Genomic DNA, 15,950 nt, shown 5'->3' with positions numbered 1-15,950 from the left:
AGTAAATATAACTCTGCTTCATTTCATAGATTTTATAAAGGCATACAACATTTTTGAAACTTCATTGGTCTTTTCAATCAATATCTTTGATTTGTCTTTATCGGTATAATCTAACCTTTCTGACAAATATGACATTGATCTAACTTGGCTGTTAGAAGCTAGTGCGAAATAAAGAAATCTTTTGAAATCAGCATTGGATTGTCTCTCAAAACCTTCAGCTATATTGTTTGAAATTGAAACTGATGCTCTGGTAATTTGATCTCTGAAACCGAAGTCATTGGTTTTTGAGAATATCGAGTATATCTCAACAGCCAAGTCTTGGGATTTTTGCCACATTTTCAAATCTTCAAAACGTTGTACTGTCATACTATTTCACTAACCAACTATCCAACTTAATCAATAGATTTAATCACAGCCTTCGGTGCCTCTTTCTTGCTTCCATCAAATCCAGTTACACCACCAACAGTAGTATACTTCATTACGTATTTCTTATCTGGAAATATACGTTGGTATGCACTCTGGCACATTAAGGTTGCCTCATGAAAACCGCATAGAATCAGTTTTAATTTTCCTGGATAGGTGTTCACATCGCCAATGGCATAGATTCCCGGAATATTGGTTTGATAATCCAAGGTGTTGTCCACCTTTATAGCGTTTTTCTCAATTTCCAAGCCCCAATCAGCAATAGGTCCCAATTTTGGGGAAAGTCCAAATAAGGGGATAAAATTATCCACTTCTAAATCAATTTCTTCAGAAGTATCTGTTCTTTTGATGGAAACCTTTTCCAATTTTTCATCGCCATGTAAACCAACAACCTCAGAAGGTGTTATTAAATTGATTCTTCCTTGATTTTTTAATTGTTGCACTTTCTCTACCGAGTCCAAAGCTCCACGAAACTCGTTCCTTCTATGGACTAAAGTCACTTCTGAAGCTATATCAGCAAGAAAAATGGACCAATCCAAAGCAGAATCGCCTCCTCCAGCTATTAGCACCTTCTTGTCCCGATAGATTTCTGGTTCCTTGATCATGTAGGCAACACCATTATCTTCATATTTGGATAGATCAGCCAGAAGGGGTTTTCTTGGTTCAAAACTCCCCAAACCACCTGCAATGGCAATAATTGGTGCATGGTGTTGCGTTCCTTTGTTCGTAGTAACTATAAAAGAACCGTCTTCCAGTTTTTCAATTTTCTCTGCGCGTTCTCCCAAAGTAAACCCAGGTTGAAATGGCTTTATCTGCTCCATTAAATTATCCACTAGTTCCCCTGCCAAAACTTCTGGAAAACCGGGTATGTCATAGATGGGTTTTTTAGGATATATTTCTGAGCATTGCCCTCCTGGTTGTGGCAAAGCATCTATTAAATGGCATTTTAGTTGTAGCAAACCTGCCTCAAAAACAGCAAAAAGACCCGTAGGGCCCGCTCCAATTATCAGTATATCTGTTTTAATCATCCAGAATCGTATTTAGATATCTGCGCAACTTAAGATTTGTTATAGGAAGGTTTTATGATTTTTGTCAGGCTAGCTTACGTTAATGACTTCTTCAATTTGGGGAACGTACTTCTTAATGGTCATTTCAACACCACTTTTTAAGGTCATTTGGTTAACACTGCAACCAATGCAATTGCCCTCAAGTTTAACCTTGACCGAACTTCCATTGTCTATGGAAATCAATGAAATGTCTCCTCCGTCACTTTGTAAAAACGGACGAATTTCATCCAAGGCTTTTTCTACATTTGTTTTTATCTCTTCTGATGTCATTGTCATTTCTTTTTAACGGCAGCACATCCTGCCATTGTTGTAATCTTTATTGCTTCAGTTGGTGGCAAATCTGTATTTCTCCTTACCAATTCCTGAACTACATTTTTGGTCAGTTCCTCAAATGCTTCTTCAATGGGTGTAGCTGTTTGCATAGCAGCTGGTCTACCAACATCACCCGCTTCTCTAATACTCTGAACCAAAGGAATCTCACCTAAAAATGGTGTATCCAAATCTTCTGCTAAATTTTTAGCGCCACCTTTTCCAAAGATATGGTATTTGTTGTTAGGCAGTTCTTCAGGTGTAAAATAGGCCATGTTTTCAACAATGCCCAGCACAGGAACGCTAATAGCCTCTTGCTGGAACATGGCAACTCCTTTTCTCGCATCTGCCAACGCAATTTCTTGTGGCGTACTAACCACTACGGCACCAGTAACCGGTAACGACTGCATAATACTTAAATGAATATCTCCAGTGCCTGGAGGCAAGTCCAGTAAAAGAAAGTCGAGCTCACCCCAATGCGCATCAAAAATCATTTGATTTAAGGCTTTTGAAGCCATTGGCCCTCTCCAAATTACAGCTTGATTGGGCTGCGTGAAAAACCCAATAGAAAGCAATTTGACCCCATAATTTTCAACAGGTTTCATCTTTGGCTTTCCGTCTACATTGATGGATAATGGTTTTTCCAAAGCAACATCGAACATAATAGGCATGGATGGCCCATAAATATCGGTATCTAACAATCCCACTTTAAAGCCCATTTTGGCCAGTGTAACAGCTAAATTAGCAGTAACGGTAGATTTTCCCACGCCGCCTTTTCCAGAGGCAACGGCTATGATATTTTGAATACCTGGAATTGGATTCCCTTTAATCTGGTTTACTTTAGGTTTTGAAGGTGCATCAACCTTAAGGTTGACCTTAATCTTTGCTTTTTCATAAACCTCTCTGTGGATGATTTTTAAAATCTCCACTTCTGTCTTCTTCTTTGCTTGAAGCGTTGGGTTTTTAATGGTAACATCCACCTCAACTTCATCTCCAAATACCTGTACATTGGTCACTGCGCCACTTTCGACTAGGTTTTGGCCTTCCCCAGGAGCGGATATGTTTTCTAATGCTTTGAGAATGTCTGCTTTGTTCAGCTTCATTAATCCTGTTTTAATTGCAGTCGTTTAAACTGATTCTAAATTACAAAGATACGGCCTTGGGTTAAGATAATGAAGATTGTATATTGAAAATGAAGATGATGGAATAGTCGGAGTTTATGCTACCCCAGTTCTTTCCAAGGGTCCCAAAAGTGCTTTTTAAAATCCACAATTTGATTATCCTTGATCTTGACACCCTCATTTTCCAAAAGTTGTTGCATAAGACCAGTGCCATCAAAATGATGCTTTCCTGTAAGGACACCAATTCTATTGACAACGCGGTGTGCAGGAACATCTTTTGCTGCTGAGTTGTTCATGGCCCAACCCACCATTCTGGCACTTCGTGCTGCGCCCAAATATTTTGCTATGGCCCCATATGAAGTTACCCTTCCATATGGAATTAGCTTTGCCACCTCATAAACCTTATCAAAAAAATTCTTTTCCTCCATTTACTAGTAGCACATTTTAATTACTGTTATCATCAATAAAACAACCATCAAAACACTCAGAATATAATTGGAGTTTTTTGAAAAACGTTTGGTCTTTTGCTCCATTTTATTAAAATAAAAGGCATAAAGGTACATTACCAAGAAAGTGCCAAAACCTGCAGCCAAAATAAAAATAACCTCATCAATGACCTCATAATTCATAAATCCCTGGCCATGAAATAACGTATTTAAGCCGCTATAATAAGGTATGGTTAGAAGGTTTATCGCAGCTAAAAAAAGTCCCTTGCTAAAACTACTTCGCTTTTTAGCTTGCTCAAATTCAGTGGAATGATTGTTTTGTTTTCTTCCTTTCAAAAAGAAAAAAATTGCCAAAGTTGCAAAAACGACCAAAGCAATTTGCAAAAGCATACCAATTACTTCAGGATTTCTTGAAAGGTATTTTGCTATTCTTACTGCGACATAGGTTTGGAGCATTACCATTACGGCTACTCCCAAACCAAAAATAATCCCATTGCCTTTACCTTTCTCAACGCTTGTTTTAGCCGCATTGACATTTAATAGCCCGGGTGGAGCCGAAGCTACAAAGGCTGCTAAAAAAGTAGCAAGAAAAAGAATAAGCAGGTGCGTCATTTAGTTATTGATCCTAAATTGGATGTACGTGATTGGTTTTCCTTTCTCAAGATACTGATTTTCATAAAATGTTTGAATTTCCAAAACTTCAGGCGGGCTGCCTGCATTTTTATAAACATCATGGTTTGAGTACCGTATTTCATGTCCCAATCCCTGCAAAAGGCCAAGGGTGTAGCCATGCATGAACTCACTGTCCGTTTTTAGGTTTACAACCCCGTCTGTTTTAAGAATGTGTTGGTATTTTTTTAGAAAAATTGGATTTGTTAATCGATGCTTGGTACGCTTATATTTTATTTGAGGATCGGGAAAGGTAATCCAGATATCATCTACCTCATGTTGCCCAAAAAGAAGATCTATTAATTCGATTTGTGTACGCAGAAAAGCTACATTGCCCAGTCCCTTTTCTTGGGCATCTTTGGCCCCTTTCCAAAATCGGGCTCCTTTTATGTCAATTCCAATGTAATTTTTGTTGGGATTACGTTTGGCAAGTTCTACCGTATATTCTCCCTTACCACAACCCAATTCCAAAATAATGGGGTTTTCATTTTTAAAAAAGGCCTTCCAGTCTCCTTTTAGTTTAAAACCATCCAAAATCTCCTCTCTTGAGGGTTGAATAACGTTTGTAAACGTTTCGTTCTCCTTAAATCTCTTTAGTTTGTTCTTACTTCCCACGTATTTCTTTAATTGAGCAAAAACTTAATGTTTTAGCAAAACTAAGGAAATCCAAAAGTAATTTGAAGTAGATATTAATTATGAAGTTCTGTTCTTCGTTTTTTCTAAAGTAAAGGAAAATTCAGACCCAATTTCTACTTCACTTTCCACATAAATCTTTTCATCATGGGCTTCAATAATATGTTTTACTATAGATAGCCCCAGTCCAGAACCTCCTTCTTTACGACTACCACTTGGATCTACGCGATAAAACCGTTCAAAAAGCCTTGGAATATGTTGTTTTGGAATACCAACACCATTATCTGTAACTCGAATGATAACCTTGTTTTTTACAAGATTCTCAACACTTACTTCTGTTGTTCCATCTGGGTGACCGTATTTGATTGAATTTACAAGTAGGTTACTGATCAGCTGCTGTATTTTTTCCCTGTCTGCATTCACATAAACAGGTGTTGTGTATTCCATATCAAAAGTGAGCGTAATTTCCTTTCCGGCAGCTTTCATCTCCAAAAGGTCAAATACGTTTTGAATGAGTTCAACAATATCAAAATCCTCACGGTCTAGTTTCAACTCGCCAGCTTCAAGCTTGGTAATTAGATCCAAATCTTTTACAATATAAATGAGACGTTCTACACCTTTATTGGCCCGTGTTAAATACTTTTCCCTGATTTTTTTATCGTTCATGGCACCATCCAACAGTGTTAGAATATACCCCTGCACGGTAAAAAGTGGTGTCTTTAGTTCATGGGAGACGTTTCCTAAAAAATCCTTTCTATATTCTTCTCTAATTTTTAATGTGTCTATCTCTATTTTTTTACCTTCAGCGAACTTTTCAATTTCCTGGATCAAGGTTTTCATGTCGGTAGTAATTGGCTTGGAAGAGAATGACGAAGATTCCAACAAGGATACATCATCATATATTTTTTTCACACGCCTGTAGATAAACCGCTCGACCCTAATTTGAATAATGGCAAAACATACCCCAAAACAAACTAAAGTAAACATAACGAAGTGCAGCCAATTTAGCTGGTCATTTAAGAACAGGAATACAACAAATAATGCCGCAAGGAAAACAGTAATTAGAAAGGACGACCTTAAGGCAAACTTATACGATTTCCTTATTTTTATTGCCATTACAATACAAACTTATACCCCACACCTTTAACTGTTTTAAAGTGGTGATCCCCTATTTTTTCCCGTAATTTTCTAATGTGGACATCTATGGTACGGCCACCTACAACGACCTCATTACCCCATACTTTATCTAAAATAACTTCTCTTTTAAATACCTTGTTTGGTTTGGAGGTCAATAATGACAAAAGCTCAAATTCTTTTCTGGGAAGTACAATTTCCTCCCCGTTATTGACAATTTTGTATTCTTCTCTGTTAATGACGATATTGCCAACCTTCACAATATCCTCTACCTCAGTTTTATCCTCTTTTAATCTTCTTAGCAGTGCTTTTACTTTGCTCAGCAAAACCTTGGGCTTAATAGGCTTCGTGATGTAATCATCTGCTCCAGCATCAAAACCAGCTACCTGCGAATAATCTTCTCCGCGTGCGGTAAGAAAAGTGATAATGGTATTCTCAAGTCCTGGAGTGCTTCTAATAATCTCACAGGCTTCAATGCCGTCCATTTCTGGCATCATAACATCTAGAATAATCAAATGAGGCGTTTTTTTCTTTGCTTTTGCCACACCTTCTATTCCGTTTTTTGCGGTAAAAACTTCGTACCCCTCAGAAGAGAGATTATAGCTTACAATTTCTAGAATATCTGGTTCATCATCAACAAGTAGAATCTTAATGTCCTTTGTTTTCATGGGATGGTATTTTTTATGTTGATCGCCCAAATGTAAATATAATACTATAACCTCATCAATGCTTAACATTGATTTAATGTCATAACATTATTGTAACAGTTTTCAAATAAACACTTAACGCGAGCCTAACATCGCTTTTACAACCCGTAGCGTTCTTTGCCACCAAATTCTAATCCAACAGAATACCGTATGAAAACTTATTTAATACTTGTCTTTTCCTTATTCACCCTTGCCAGTATTGCTCAAGAGAACGGCAGTATTGTGGGTAAGTTAACCGATAAAGAGCTTAATGATGATCCACTTCCTTTTGCCAATGTTCTTATAAAAGGAACTACAATGGGAACAACTTCGGATTTTGATGGTTTATATGAAATTACCGATGTTGAACCTGGAACTTATACTTTGGTTATAAGTTTTTTAGGATATGAAACACTTGAGGTTCCTAACGTGGTGGTTGAGGCCGATAAGGTAACGGAAGTAAATACAGGTCTTGGAGCCAGTAGTTTTGGTTTAGATGAGGTGGTGGTGACTACATCGGCAAGAAAAGATTCAGAGGTAGCTTTGTTACTTCAGCAAAAAAACGCACTAGTAATTCAAGAAGCAATTAGCGCAGAAGCGTTAACACTTAAAGGCATAGACGATGCTGCAGCAGCTGTAGCTCAAATTTCTGGTATTTCTAAACAACAAGGTTCAAGTAATGTTTATGTGAGAGGACTTGGAGATCGTTACCAAAATACAACCATGAATGGTCTCTCCCTTCCTTCCAATGATGTAAACAAAAAGAATATTAATCTTGATCTTTTCTCTTCTAGCATCATTGAAAACGTATCCGTAAGCAAAGCATACAGTCCAACTTTTTATGGAGATTTTGCTGCAGGCAATGTTAACATTGATTCTAAGGAATATACTGGTGATGGATATTTTGAAATTTCCCTGGGCTCTGGAATAAACAGCAATGCTTCAGGTGAAAATTTTGTAAGAAGCGAAGGTCCTAGTGATTTTGGATTTTATAATAGATATGACAATGATCCATTTGCCATTGTTTTATCGCATGGTGTAGATCCTCAAGAATCATGGAGTCCAGTAAATATTTCCGGCGCTATTGAAGGAGGGTACTCTTTTAATTTTAATGATGGTGATTCTAGACTAAGCTTTTTTGGAGCTGCAAGCTTTGGAAATGGTTACGAGTTATGGGAAGGACCTGCCAGGGATTTTACAAACGTATTAAAAGTGGATTTTCCCAACGTAAGGGAGTTTGCTTATAAAACCACAACAACTGCCTTAGGCAACATCACCTATAAAATCGACAATGAAAATAAAATAAAGTACAGTTCGCTCTTCATTAATAGTTCCACTGATGCTGTTGGTTTTTACGGAGTTAACGGGTTGGGAACAAATAGAGATGCCATTCTTACCACGGATGAAGGTTTTTTTGTAATGAACGTTCAGTTCAACCAAGACATGATTTTTGTAAACCAATTGACAGGTCAACATGTTTTTAATGAAAAACTGTCTTTGGATTGGGGAACCGGATTCAACAAAGTCTTTTCCGATGAGCCAGATAGAAAACGTATTACCCTAGAGAATTACCAATTATCTCTCGACAATGATACAAATACCAATCCTGTTTTCTACACAAATATTCCTTTTGACAATCAAAGGTTTTTTCAGAGCATTGAAGATGATGAGCTTAACAGCTTCTTAAACTTAGGGTATCAGGCTTCTGAAAAAGTAAAATTCAATTTTGGATACAACGGGCGTAGAAAAGAAAGAAGGTTCAACAGTATTCGCTATGGTTATGAAATTCAGGATAGAGACAATACCCCAATAACCGATGTCAATAATTTCAATACAATTTTTGATGTTACTAACATTAATATTCCTGATGGTGAGGGGTTATGGGATTTACTGGTACTAAATCCAATAAATAATGATATTGGAAATAGAAACAGACCAGGTCTTCCAGAAAACACCTATAAGGGTAATTTAAATGTTCATGCAGTTTATGGAACTGCCGAACTTGAATTAAATGAAAAAATCAGTGTGATTCCTGGAATCAGGGTAGAATCCTATAGCCAAAAGGTAGAATATGATGTAATCAACATTAGTGCTACAGATCCAGGGTTCAGAAACGTTTATGAAAACATCTTTTTACCCAGTTTAAATGTTCGTTATGCATTAAATGATGATTCTAACCTTAGGTTCGGATTTAGCAAAACTGCTTCTTTTCCAGAATTCAAAGAAGTTGCACCATTTGTATATGAATCTGTTACCCAACGTGTAGGTGGTAACCCAGATTTATTAGGTGGATTGGATGGAAATGGGGCTACCTATTCAGATATATTTAACTATGATATTAAGTATGAATGGTTCTTGGAACGTGGAGAAATCATATCTATAGCCGCCTTTGCAAAAACCATTAAAGATCCTGTAAACCGAGTTGTGGCAGCAGATGCAACTGGAACACAACGCTACTTTAGAACAGGAGAGCAAGCAGACGTATATGGTGTTGAACTAGAGGTAAGAAAGAACCTTTTAATAGACAACGATGATAATGCTGTGGTGTCTGTAGGCCTAAATGCTGCATATACAAATACCGATCAAGACCTTAAAGATATTCCAGGTGGTACTGAAAATACTTTTGGAACCACATTTGATCGCGACTCAGAAGAACTGGAAGGTGCTTCACCATTTATCATAAACGCAGATGTAAACTATAGTCCTGCTTTTGGAAACTATAAACCAAAAGCAACAGTTGCTTTCTCATACTTCTCTGATCGAATTTTCTCATTAGGATCAGGTAGTCTTGGAAACATTGTAGAAAAGGCAGTTCCTACTTTGAATTTTGTTTGGAAAAACTCCTTTGGAGAACATTTTGAAGCAAATCTTTCAGCCAAAAATATTCTAGACCCAGACATCTCTTTTGTAAGAGAGGGAACCGGAATTGGAGATATTACTATAAGAGAGTATAACCTTGGGGTTAACGTTGGGCTAACCCTTAAATATAAATTTTAATTTTTTTTAAACTAAGAACAAATGAAAAACAAGTTTTTATTTTTAGGTATAGCCGCCGCTTTATTCATTGCTTGTGAGAGCGACGATACCTCAGACATCGTTATTAATGACAATAGCGTTACAACAACTAATAACAATTCAGGTGGTGAAACACCGGGAGAGACTACCGTTAATCTTAACGGATTGTATACCGCAGACCTTACATTGGATTCGGCTATTGAATATATCGTTACAGGACCCGTGCTAATGGCAAGCGGTACTACTCTGACAATTCCAGCTGGTATGACAGTTAAAGCTGAGCCCATTGGCGTCAATGCATATATTGCCATTCAACAAGGAGCAAGAATAAATGCTGTTGGCACCTCAAGCAATCCGATTGTGCTTACATCAAATGCTACTTCTCCTTCTTCAGGTGATTGGGGTGGATTAGTTTTATGCGGGCGGGCGCCTATCAATTCAACCCCTGATGGTTCTGAAGACATAGCAACATCAGAGGTCGGTGCACTAGCTTTTGGAGGAAATACTCCTACAGATAATTCTGGAAATGTAGAATATGTAAGAATCGAATATGCAGGGGGTGCTATTGATGGAAATGCAGAATTAAACGGTTTATCTGTTTACGGTGTTGGTACTGGAACAACTATCGACTTTGTTCAAATCTTCGAAGGGTCTGATGACGGTTTCGAATTCTTTGGGGGAACTGTTAGCGCAAGTCACTTGGTTGTTGTTAATGCCGAAGATGATTCTATTGATTGGACAGAAGGATTTATCGGAACCCTTACTGATGTTTATGTTCAACACGGAACTGCACATGATAAAGCTTTTGAGTGTGATGGCTATAACACGGATTTTAGCAATGAAGGTGGGTATTTTTCTGCTCCAACCGTGACCAACGTGACCATTGTCGGTGATGGTACAGACGATGATGATGAAGCTATTAGGTTAAGAGCAGGTACACAAGGTACCTTCACCAATGTTGTTATCAATAACTACGCAGAAGGTTTTGATCTTGATGGTGATGCAGGAGACAATCCAACAGGTCAAGGAGTACTTGATGACCTTTTAAACATTGTAGATGTTACTTTCAACAACGTTACTGTTACTTTAAAAAACGATACTGGTGCAGTATTCAATGAAGCTGATGTAATATCAGGTGTTGGCAATGGTACAGGTACAGATATTGCTACTTGGGGTGCTGGATGGACCGTAGGTATTGACTAGTAAATAATTTTAATATAGCATATGAAAGCCCCTTTAAAGGGGCTTTTTTTTTGCACTTCATCGAAAAGTGTAGCTTTTTTCCGTAACCAATTCTAAATCAGCGCCCAAATTATTTATATTTGTGGCATACCCTTTGTGACCAATACTTTATGAAGCACCTTTACCTCGTCTTCTTCTTTTTTGTTTGTTCACTTGGATTCTCCCAGAATTCCCAAGCAGGAGCAGATATAGACGGGTTTAAGCTGTATCCCAATCCAGTACCGCATGGGAAAGTTTTTATAGAAACTACCCAAAATGCGCCAAAACAAATCCTGATTTTCGATGTTTTGGGAACCCAGGTACTCCAAACCACTATTATTGGCAGAGAACTAAATCTTTCAACCCTTGATAAGGGCGTTTACATCCTTAGAGTCTTTGAAAACAACAAAGTTGCTACCAGAAAGCTGATTATTAAATAGTTGCTCCATTTTAGGCTTTTCATCGACAAAATACCATCTTTTTCAACTTTACCTACATAATTCTTTGTTTCACAACATTTTATAGCTTTTTTTTAGAGGTTTCCATACTTTTATATTGCTTATTACCCCAAATCAGCATATATGAAGAAAATCTACTTTATTCTAATTATGGCTTTACCCCTATTTACCTTTGGTCAAGAATTGGTCAGTGTTAATACTGAGCAGGTTCAAGAATTACAGGGTTTTAAAATGTACCCCAACCCCGTCTATGGCGAGGAAGTATATGTAACAACCGCTTCAAACGGAAGTAAACAGATAAAAATTTACGATGTTTTTGGCGATGTTGTGTTAACAGACAGAATTTCAACCAATACCTTAAATATATCCAGATTGGTTCCAGGAGTATATGTACTTCAAGTAACCGAGCAGGAAAAAACAATGACTAGAAAATTAGTCATTAAGTAAAAAAAGTTGCTCTTAAAAAAGCCCTTCAATTGAAGGGCTTTTTTATTTTTAGGTACTTTTGTTGCTCAATGGATCCCTCAAGAATTCAACAAATTTTTTCAATTGCAAACCCTGCTACATTTGAATTGTTGGCGTTGGAAATCTTTAGATTTCAGTTTGAAAATAACCCTGCATATAACTCCTATTGTACCCATTTAGGAAAAAGTACTTCTAATGTATTGAAGGAGCAAGAGATTCCATTTCTTCCTATTGAATTTTTTAAAACACATCGGATTACCTCATCCAATCAAAATCCAGATGTGATTTTTGAAAGTAGTGGTACAACTTCAAATACCACCAGCAAACATTATGTAACGGACATACAATTGTATGAACAAAGCTATCTTGAATGCTTTAATCTTTTTTATGGTCCAATAAACGATTATTGCATTTTGGCACTATTGCCCTCCTATTTAGAGCGCGAAGGTTCTTCGCTAGTGTATATGGCGAATGACCTTGTCAATAAATCACAGCACCCAGAAAGTGGCTTTTATTTGTATGATTTGGAGACACTACATAAAAAGCTACATCAACTAAAACAAAAGCAAACCAAGACTATATTGATTGGAGTTTCTTATGCCCTTTTAGATTTAGCGGAACAGTTCCCGATGCGCTTAAAAAATACCATTATTATGGAAACCGGTGGCATGAAGGGAAGACGTAAAGAATTGATTCGCGAAGAATTGCACACCACCCTTAAAAACGCTTTTGGAGTGCCAAAAATCCATTCTGAATATGGTATGACCGAGTTGTTATCCCAAGCCTATTCCGTTGGCGATGGACGGTTTAGAACACCTTCTTGGATGAAAGTTGTTACCAGAGATACCGAAGATCCCTTAACAATTCAATCCCATGGAAAAACAGGAGGGATTAATGTAATAGACTTGGCCAACATAAACTCCTGCTCCTTTATTGCCACGCAAGATTTAGGCAAGGCATACAAGGATGGTACTTTTGAGATTCTTGGCAGATTTGACCACTCTGATGTTAGAGGTTGTAACCTTATGGCTTTATGACTTATTCTTTTACTTAGTTTCTAACAAAAGAATACGAAACTTCATCGTCTGCAATCATGGGTTCATCTACAAATACCAATGACAATGTATCTCCCGTAATTTCAAAATCATAAAATTTTCCATCTTCCAGTCTAATCCTGCTTCCATTGCCTGTATAAGAGTAGGTTCCATTTTCCCTAAAATAAACCTGATCCCCATTATTTAAAACAATGATTTCATTAGTATCAGCATCAAAGGTAAGTTGGGTTAGGTCAAATTCTGGAGGGTCTGCAAAACCACAAAAACAGCTTACCCTAGTCAAGGTCCAAGTCCCATTTAAACCAGAATCAGCTACGGTGTCATCATCAGAAGAACAACTGGTAAACAAAAGAACCGTTATTAAAAGAACACCTAGCTTTTTCATGTTGTAAATTGATTTTCTTTTAGACGGGGAATTCTAGTAAACGTTGCGCGATTTAGGCAACAACCAATACGAAATAGTTCTTCTTTCCGCGTTGTAGCAAAACAAACTTGTCATTAATCAAATCCGAAGCTGTAATTTGGTAATCTTCTTTTACCTTTTGTTTGTTGACAGAAATGGAATTTTGTTTCAGTTCCCTTCTGGCTTCCCCATTTGATGCCAGAAAACCTGTTTTTGCTGCTAAAGCACCTATCATATCCAATCCTGAATCTAGCTCTTGTTTCACAACCTGTGCTTGCGGCACACCTTCAAAAATATCCAAGAATGTTTTTTCGTCCAGTGTTTTCAAATCATCAGAGGTAGATTTTCCAAACAATATATTGCTCGCTTTTATGGCATTTTCCAAATCGGTCTTGGAATGTACTTGTGTGGTGATTTCTTCAGCCAATCGTTTCTGAAGCAATCTAAGATGCGGCTCTTCTTTATGTGCCGCTACCAAATCCTCAATTTCCTTTCGTGTAAGAAAAGTAAAAATCTTAATGTACTTCTCCGCATCCTCATCCGAAGTATTCAACCAATACTGATAAAACTTATAGGGTGAAGTTCGTTCTGCATCTAACCAAACATTACCACCTTCCGTCTTTCCAAATTTAGTGCCATCTGCCTTGGTGATTAAAGGGCACGTAAGTGCAAACCCCTTGCCTCCACCAATTCTTCTAATAAGCTCGGTCCCAGTTGTGATATTTCCCCATTGGTCACTACCTCCCATTTGTAGCGTACAATTATGGTTCTGGTATAGATACAAGAAATCATATCCCTGCACCAACTGATACGTAAACTCTGTAAAGGACATTCCTTCTTTTGCATCGGAGGAAAGCCTTTTTTTGACAGAATCTTTTGCCATCATATAATTAACGGTAATGTGTTTTCCAACATCCCTGATAAAATCAAGGAATGAGAAATCCTTCATCCAATCATAATTGTTCACCAATACCGCTGCGTTTTCCGCATCGCTTTCAAAATCTAAAAATCGCCCTAATTGCTTTTTCAAAGCTTCTTGGTTGTGTCTAAGCGTTTTCTCATCCAACAGATTACGTTCAGCCGATTTCCCAGAGGGGTCTCCTATCATTCCTGTTGCTCCGCCAACCAATGCAAAAGGCTTATGCCCCGCTAATTGAAAGTGCCTTAACATCATTACGCTCACTAAATGCCCTATGTGCAGAGAATCAGCAGTTGGATCTATTCCAACATAAGCTGCCTGCATTTCCTTCATAAGATGTTCTTCCGCACCAGGCATAATATCGTGCACCATTCCTCTCCACTGTAACTCTTCAACAAAATTTTTTGTCATGGCATTCTTTTTAGCGTAGCTGCAAATATAAAATGAAGTTCTTACATCGCTGAATAAATCGATTACAAATAGGTACTTTTACGAAATGATTTTGGTTACGGGAGGCACGGGTTTGGTAGGGTCACACTTACTCTTTCATTTGACTAAAAATGGAGAAAACGTTACGGCCAGTTATCGAACTAAAGATGCCATCGATAAGGTGAACACCGTTTTTGGGTACTATACCAATGAACCAGAAATCTTACTTGAAAAAATAATATGGGTACAAGCAGATATCACTGAAATTGGCTCCCTGCCACCTCTTTTTGAAGGTATAAAATATGTCTACCATTGCGCCGCTTTAATTTCTTTTGATCCCAACGACTATCCTGCCCTAGTGAAAACAAATACTGAAGGCACGGCCAATATTGTAAACCTGTGCTTGGAACATAACATAAAAAAATTGTGTTATGTAAGCTCTATAGCAGCTATAGGCCCCAGTAGTAAAGGAAAAAAGGCAGAAGAGGATAATGAGTGGAGTACTAAGCATGCATCTGTGTATGCACTTACAAAACATGATGCTGAATTGGAAGTATGGCGTGGTTCTCAAGAAGGTTTAGCGGTCGTGATAGTAAACCCCGGAGTAGTTTTAGGACCTGGGTTTTGGCATACCGGAAGTGGTACCTTTTTTAAATATGCGGCCAAAGGGAAAAAATCATTTATTCCAGGAGGGACAGGTTTTGTGACGGTAGAAGATGTGGTCAATGCTATGGTTTCACTTATGGAATCCACCATTGGGCGTGAACGATTCATTCTAGTAAATGAAAATTTGACTTTCGAAGAACTATTCCAAAAAATTGCTTCTAAATTGAATGTTGTTCCCCCCACAAAGAAAATTCCTTTTTGGGTTCTGGAATGTTTTTGGCGAGTGGACTGGCTTAGAAATAAGCTATTGGGAAAAAGAAGAAAACTTACCAAAAACATGACCAAAGGGTTCTACAAACGTGAGCTGTATAGCAATGACAAGCTTAAAAATGCAATTGATTTTAAGTTTGGGGATTTGGATGCAACAATAGCTTTTTGTTGTGCAAAATTCAAAGCTTAAGAGGCATCTGGAGCATTCTCTTTATCGTTTTTTGTTTTTATACCCGTTTCCTTTTTCTGCTGCTGGGCCTTTCTTATACTATCATTCCTTTTTTTGGTGAGCCCTTCCAAAGTATCCTTTCTGTGTTCTAATATGGACTCCACCTGCTCATATATGGATTGATATTCCAACGGGACTGAAGCATAGTACAAATCACTTTGCGAAAATTGGGCGCTGTCTATTTGATGTTTTTTATAAATAAAAGGCATCACTTCAATCCCGGTCTTCTCCAAATCTATTTTAAAAGATGTTCTAGCCGAATTTAAAATGGCCAAATCATGTAAAATAGCGACCATTTTCTCCTTTGGAATTAGGTTTTCAGGTTTTTCCACTACTTTTTCTGAGCAGGATAATAACATCAATCCAAAAAAGAACAGCCAGATTTTCTTCAT

General features: G+C 37.6%; 18 protein-coding genes. 6 read left to right on the top strand and 12 right to left on the bottom strand.

Annotated features, from left to right (window positions below; genetic code table 11):
* Positions 1-18: 18 nt before the first annotated feature.
* From FVB32_RS07315 to FVB32_RS07275, 9 genes are all read right to left on the bottom strand, one after another.
* Positions 19-366: a four helix bundle protein gene (locus tag FVB32_RS07315; protein WP_147742665.1), complete on the bottom strand. Its 348-nt coding sequence runs from the start codon at positions 364-366 to the stop codon at positions 19-21.
* Between the two features lie 26 nt (positions 367-392).
* Positions 393-1,451: an NAD(P)/FAD-dependent oxidoreductase gene (locus FVB32_RS07310; RefSeq protein WP_147742663.1), complete on the bottom strand. Its 1,059-nt coding sequence runs from the start codon at positions 1,449-1,451 to the stop codon at positions 393-395.
* A gap of 69 nt (positions 1,452-1,520) precedes the next feature.
* Complete coding sequence (locus FVB32_RS07305) at positions 1,521-1,760, bottom strand: NifU family protein (RefSeq protein ID WP_147742661.1); 240 nt, start codon at positions 1,758-1,760, stop codon at positions 1,521-1,523.
* A gap of 2 nt (positions 1,761-1,762) precedes the next feature.
* Entirely contained in the window at positions 1,763-2,902 is a 1,140-nt protein-coding gene (locus FVB32_RS07300) for an Mrp/NBP35 family ATP-binding protein (protein WP_147742659.1), read from the bottom strand.
* Between the two features lie 119 nt (positions 2,903-3,021).
* Positions 3,022-3,348: an MGMT family protein gene (locus FVB32_RS07295; RefSeq protein ID WP_147742657.1), complete on the bottom strand. Its 327-nt coding sequence runs from the start codon at positions 3,346-3,348 to the stop codon at positions 3,022-3,024.
* Positions 3,349-3,351: 3 nt separating this feature from the next.
* Positions 3,352-3,978: a LysE family transporter gene (locus tag FVB32_RS07290; RefSeq protein WP_147742655.1), complete on the bottom strand. Its 627-nt coding sequence runs from the start codon at positions 3,976-3,978 to the stop codon at positions 3,352-3,354.
* A complete protein-coding gene (gene trmB, locus FVB32_RS07285) occupies positions 3,979-4,650 on the bottom strand; it encodes a tRNA (guanosine(46)-N7)-methyltransferase TrmB (protein ID WP_147742653.1) in 672 nt (223 codons plus the stop codon).
* A 78-nt stretch (positions 4,651-4,728) separates the two neighbouring features.
* Positions 4,729-5,784 (bottom strand): sensor histidine kinase, encoded by a 1,056-nt coding sequence (locus FVB32_RS07280; RefSeq protein ID WP_147742651.1) that lies wholly within the window; start codon positions 5,782-5,784, stop codon positions 4,729-4,731.
* Complete coding sequence (locus tag FVB32_RS07275; RefSeq protein WP_147742649.1) at positions 5,784-6,470, bottom strand: response regulator transcription factor; 687 nt, start codon at positions 6,468-6,470, stop codon at positions 5,784-5,786. The genes FVB32_RS07280 and FVB32_RS07275 overlap by 1 nt, the downstream gene beginning before the upstream one ends.
* A 189-nt stretch (positions 6,471-6,659) precedes the next feature.
* Here FVB32_RS07275 and FVB32_RS07270 point away from each other — a divergent pair, with 189 nt between their 5' ends.
* The 5 genes from FVB32_RS07270 to FVB32_RS07250 all read left to right on the top strand — a co-directional run bounded on the left by FVB32_RS07270 (position 6,660) and on the right by FVB32_RS07250 (position 12,684).
* Positions 6,660-9,485, top strand: a complete 2,826-nt coding sequence (locus FVB32_RS07270) for a TonB-dependent receptor (RefSeq protein WP_147742647.1) — start codon at positions 6,660-6,662, stop codon at positions 9,483-9,485.
* A 21-nt stretch (positions 9,486-9,506) separates the two neighbouring features.
* Positions 9,507-10,706, top strand: a complete 1,200-nt coding sequence (locus FVB32_RS07265; protein WP_147742645.1) for a multidrug transporter — start codon at positions 9,507-9,509, stop codon at positions 10,704-10,706.
* A gap of 149 nt (positions 10,707-10,855) precedes the next feature.
* Positions 10,856-11,164, top strand: a complete 309-nt coding sequence (locus FVB32_RS07260) for a T9SS type A sorting domain-containing protein (protein ID WP_147742643.1) — start codon at positions 10,856-10,858, stop codon at positions 11,162-11,164.
* Between the two features lie 141 nt (positions 11,165-11,305).
* A complete protein-coding gene (locus FVB32_RS07255; RefSeq protein WP_147742641.1) occupies positions 11,306-11,629 on the top strand; it encodes a T9SS type A sorting domain-containing protein in 324 nt (107 codons plus the stop codon).
* Between the two features lie 68 nt (positions 11,630-11,697).
* Entirely contained in the window at positions 11,698-12,684 is a 987-nt protein-coding gene (locus tag FVB32_RS07250) for a long-chain-fatty-acid--protein ligase (protein ID WP_147742640.1), read from the top strand.
* 13 nt (positions 12,685-12,697) lie between these two features.
* Here the strand turns inward: FVB32_RS07250 and FVB32_RS07245 are convergent, their stop codons facing one another.
* Both FVB32_RS07245 and tyrS read right to left on the bottom strand, forming a co-directional pair.
* Positions 12,698-13,087 (bottom strand): lipocalin-like domain-containing protein, encoded by a 390-nt coding sequence (locus FVB32_RS07245; RefSeq protein ID WP_147742638.1) that lies wholly within the window; start codon positions 13,085-13,087, stop codon positions 12,698-12,700.
* 52 nt (positions 13,088-13,139) lie between these two features.
* Positions 13,140-14,435: a tyrosine--tRNA ligase gene (gene tyrS, locus FVB32_RS07240; RefSeq protein ID WP_147742636.1), complete on the bottom strand. Its 1,296-nt coding sequence runs from the start codon at positions 14,433-14,435 to the stop codon at positions 13,140-13,142.
* 85 nt (positions 14,436-14,520) lie between these two features.
* On the opposite strand from tyrS, the gene FVB32_RS07235 reads away from it, so the two are divergent.
* Positions 14,521-15,519 carry an NAD-dependent epimerase/dehydratase family protein gene (locus FVB32_RS07235; protein ID WP_147742634.1) on the top strand — a complete coding sequence of 333 codons (999 nt, stop codon included), beginning with the start codon at positions 14,521-14,523 and terminating at the stop codon, positions 15,517-15,519.
* On the opposite strand, the gene FVB32_RS07230 is transcribed toward FVB32_RS07235, so the two are convergent.
* Complete coding sequence (locus FVB32_RS07230) at positions 15,516-15,950, bottom strand: DUF4296 domain-containing protein (RefSeq protein ID WP_147742632.1); 435 nt, start codon at positions 15,948-15,950, stop codon at positions 15,516-15,518. The genes FVB32_RS07235 and FVB32_RS07230 overlap by 4 nt on opposite strands.

Origin of the sequence: Flagellimonas hymeniacidonis (assembly GCF_008040165.1) — a bacterium.
GTDB lineage: Bacteria > Bacteroidota > Bacteroidia > Flavobacteriales > Flavobacteriaceae > Flagellimonas > Flagellimonas hymeniacidonis.
This window is presented reverse-complemented; position numbering and strand designations above follow the sequence as displayed.

What these genes read in the sequence shown, in the direction of transcription:
- FVB32_RS07280 (WP_147742651.1), bottom strand. Translation starts at nt 5,784, where the DNA reads ATGGCAATAAAAATAAGGAAATCGTATAAGTTTGCCTTAAGGTCGTCC.
- FVB32_RS07245 (WP_147742638.1), bottom strand. Translation starts at nt 13,087, where the DNA reads ATGAAAAAGCTAGGTGTTCTTTTAATAACGGTTCTTTTGTTTACCAGT.
- tyrS (WP_147742636.1), bottom strand. Translation starts at nt 14,435, where the DNA reads ATGACAAAAAATTTTGTTGAAGAGTTACAGTGGAGAGGAATGGTGCAC.
- FVB32_RS07260 (WP_147742643.1), top strand. Translation starts at nt 10,856, where the DNA reads ATGAAGCACCTTTACCTCGTCTTCTTCTTTTTTGTTTGTTCACTTGGA.
- FVB32_RS07305 (WP_147742661.1), bottom strand. Translation starts at nt 1,760, where the DNA reads ATGACATCAGAAGAGATAAAAACAAATGTAGAAAAAGCCTTGGATGAA.
- FVB32_RS07290 (WP_147742655.1), bottom strand. Translation starts at nt 3,978, where the DNA reads ATGACGCACCTGCTTATTCTTTTTCTTGCTACTTTTTTAGCAGCCTTT.
- FVB32_RS07295 (WP_147742657.1), bottom strand. Translation starts at nt 3,348, where the DNA reads ATGGAGGAAAAGAATTTTTTTGATAAGGTTTATGAGGTGGCAAAGCTA.
- FVB32_RS07265 (WP_147742645.1), top strand. Translation starts at nt 9,507, where the DNA reads ATGAAAAACAAGTTTTTATTTTTAGGTATAGCCGCCGCTTTATTCATT.
- FVB32_RS07255 (WP_147742641.1), top strand. Translation starts at nt 11,306, where the DNA reads ATGAAGAAAATCTACTTTATTCTAATTATGGCTTTACCCCTATTTACC.
- FVB32_RS07250 (WP_147742640.1), top strand. Translation starts at nt 11,698, where the DNA reads ATGGATCCCTCAAGAATTCAACAAATTTTTTCAATTGCAAACCCTGCT.
- FVB32_RS07275 (WP_147742649.1), bottom strand. Translation starts at nt 6,470, where the DNA reads ATGAAAACAAAGGACATTAAGATTCTACTTGTTGATGATGAACCAGAT.
- FVB32_RS07235 (WP_147742634.1), top strand. Translation starts at nt 14,521, where the DNA reads ATGATTTTGGTTACGGGAGGCACGGGTTTGGTAGGGTCACACTTACTC.
- FVB32_RS07300 (WP_147742659.1), bottom strand. Translation starts at nt 2,902, where the DNA reads ATGAAGCTGAACAAAGCAGACATTCTCAAAGCATTAGAAAACATATCC.
- FVB32_RS07270 (WP_147742647.1), top strand. Translation starts at nt 6,660, where the DNA reads ATGAAAACTTATTTAATACTTGTCTTTTCCTTATTCACCCTTGCCAGT.
- FVB32_RS07315 (WP_147742665.1), bottom strand. Translation starts at nt 366, where the DNA reads ATGACAGTACAACGTTTTGAAGATTTGAAAATGTGGCAAAAATCCCAA.
- FVB32_RS07310 (WP_147742663.1), bottom strand. Translation starts at nt 1,451, where the DNA reads ATGATTAAAACAGATATACTGATAATTGGAGCGGGCCCTACGGGTCTT.
- FVB32_RS07230 (WP_147742632.1), bottom strand. Translation starts at nt 15,950, where the DNA reads ATGAAGAAAATCTGGCTGTTCTTTTTTGGATTGATGTTATTATCCTGC.